The organism is Mesorhizobium sp. (genome assembly GCF_024509055.1).
In the GTDB taxonomy this organism is placed as follows: Bacteria; Pseudomonadota; Alphaproteobacteria; order Rhizobiales; family Rhizobiaceae; genus Mesorhizobium.
Genome location: NZ_JANINM010000267.1, coordinates 1 through 2,404, shown reverse-complemented (window position 1 = coordinate 2,404; position 2,404 = coordinate 1). Strand labels below are relative to the sequence as shown.

At 66.1% G+C, this 2,404-nt stretch carries 3 protein-coding genes; 1 reads left to right on the top strand and 2 read right to left on the bottom strand.

All coding sequences use genetic code 11. The annotated features are described in order from the left end of the window. Positions 1 to 5 precede the first annotated feature (5 nt). Positions 6 to 1,007, top strand: coding sequence for a D-glycerate dehydrogenase (locus tag Q0L57_RS12695; protein WP_296743127.1), 1,002 nt, complete (start codon positions 6 to 8; stop codon positions 1,005 to 1,007). A gap of 6 nt (positions 1,008 to 1,013) precedes the next feature. On the opposite strand, the gene Q0L57_RS12690 is transcribed toward Q0L57_RS12695, so the two are convergent. Together Q0L57_RS12690 and Q0L57_RS12685 are read right to left on the bottom strand one after the other, a co-directional pair. Next, positions 1,014 to 1,427 (bottom strand): DUF126 domain-containing protein, encoded by a 414-nt coding sequence (locus Q0L57_RS12690; RefSeq protein ID WP_296743125.1) that lies wholly within the window; start codon positions 1,425 to 1,427, stop codon positions 1,014 to 1,016. Next, the coding region (locus Q0L57_RS12685; RefSeq protein ID WP_296743123.1) for an aconitase X at positions 1,424 to 2,404 on the bottom strand (981 nt) is incomplete at its 5' end. The genes Q0L57_RS12685 and Q0L57_RS12690, both read right to left, overlap by 4 nt.

Below are 2,404 nucleotides of genomic sequence, written 5' to 3'. Positions count from 1 at the left end.
ATAAAATGGCAGGCAAAAAACGGCCCCTCGTCGTCATCACGCGCAAGCTGCCCGACCCGGTCGAGACCCGCATGCGCGAACTGTTCGACGCGCGGCTGAATGTCGAGGACCGGCCGATGACGCAGCCGGAACTGGTCGCGGCGGTGAAGGAGGCCGACGTTCTCGTCCCGACCATCACCGATCACATCGACGCGGCGTTGATCGCCCAGGCCGGCGAAAACCTGAAGCTGATCGCCAATTTCGGCAATGGCGTCGACAAGATCGACGTCGCCGCAGCAGCCAAGAAGGGCATCACCGTCACCAACACGCCGAACGTCCTGACCGAGGACACTGCCGACATGACCATGGCGCTGATGCTGGCCGTGCCGCGGCGGCTGGCCGAAGGCGCCAACGTGCTCACCAGCGAGAAGAACTGGTCCGGCTGGTCGCCGACCTGGATGCTCGGCCGGCGCATCTGGGGCAAACGCCTCGGCATCGTCGGCATGGGCCGCATCGGCACGGCGGTCGCCCGGCGCGCCAAGGCCTTCGGCCTGTCGATCCACTACCATAACCGTCATCGCGTCTTGCCGGCGGTGGAAGAGGGGTTGGAAGCCACCTACTGGGAAAGCCTCGACCAGATGCTGGCTCGCATGGACATCATTTCCGTCAACTGCCCATCGACGCCCGCGACATTCCATCTGCTTTCGGCGCGCCGCCTGGCGCTGATGCAGCCTTCAGCCTACCTCGTCAACACGGCGCGCGGCGACATCATCGACGAGGAATCGCTGGTCAAGCTCATCCAGGACGGCAAGATCGCCGGCGCCGGTCTCGACGTCTACGAGCATGAGCCGGCGCTGAACACCAAGCTCCTAAAACTTGCGGCCAAGGGTAAGGTCGTCCTCCTGCCGCATATGGGCTCCGCCACGCTCGAGGGCCGCATCGACATGGGCGAGAAGGTGATCATCAACATCCGCGCCTTCTTCGACGGCCACCGCCCGCCGGACCGTGTGCTGCCGCTGCGGACCTGAGGATTCTCAGGCGGCGACGGTAAGGGCGCCGTCTTCAGCGACACTGACGGTGCGGCCGCGGTAACCGTCGAACAGGTCGCGCCCGAGTCGCACCGCCATTGGTGTCTCCCAACCCATCTCTCGTGCGACGATCAGGCCGAGCAGCAGGATCGCGTCCGGTTCGTGCAACACCAGGGCCGCCGGCGCGTGGCCATTGTGGACGAGTTCCAGCAAGACGGCCGAAGCCGACGACGAACCGATCGTGCCGGGCAGGAACAGAACCCGGCCGGAAATGGTCTCGCCATGCTGCGGATGACGGACATCGGCGATGCGGCCGCTTTTAGGGTCGACGCCGCCCCAGAAGCTGATCGGCGCGCTCAGCACCAGCGCTTCGCCCGCGCTTGGCTTGCCCGGCACCAGGATTTCGGCGGCAGCGCTCATGCGGCGATATCCGTGAAGACCGGCTTGCCTGTCACTGCGCTTTCGACGCAATCGGCGAGTGAGGCATAGACCACGGCATAACCCGTGTTGCCCGGCGCATAATGCGCGAATTTCCCCGAATTGGTCATCAGCACACCGCCGGCGAGTTCCGGCATGATCGGCGTCACCACCACGCAGGTGTCGGCGACGATGATGACGCCGCTCGCCTCGAGTGCCTTGCGCCGGCCGTCCTTCTCCAACGAAGACAGCACGTGGCGGCCGGTGCAGGCGTAGACCGGCACGGCAAGCCCCCTTCCGGCGATCAGCCGATGCAATGCGTCGAATTCGTCCTGCGACAGATGCGGGCTGCCGATAGCCACGGCGTCGATCGCCTTCGGCGTAGCGGCGGTCGACAGGCCGGCGCGTGCCTTCGCCACCATTTGAGGCGTGACGCGGATGATTGTCTCCGGCTCGGCGCTGGCCAAGATGGTCGCAGCGTCCGGCGCCTCCGGCGTAACGCCTGCGATATGGAACAGGCCGACCGCGCCGGATGATGCCGCTGCCGCGCCGAAGGCCTTCAGGGCGTCTTCGCCTGGATGATCGGCAACACCCGTCACCACGCCGATGGCGTTGCCCACCTCGCGGCCATAAAGGCTGCCCAACACGGGCCAGGCGATCTCCGAAGTCAGGAAGGAAGGCGAGAGGGCGGAGACGTCGAACACCAGCCGCGCCTTGCGGTTCTCCGCCCGATGCAGGCCATAGTCCGGCGCACGCCCGGTGATCGCGCAGGCAATATCCAGGAAATCGCCATAGCGATTGGTGCGCGCGCCTAACACCGAATTGCAGAACACAACCGCGTTGGATTCGCCCCAGGCGACGTCGCTACCCTGCGCCGGCCGGTGCCCGGCCTGATAGGGCGCGCAGGTCCAGCTCTGCTCGCAGCCGAGCTTGCGATAGGCCTCCATCATCCGCCGCGCCATGCCGCGCTGCGGCTCTTC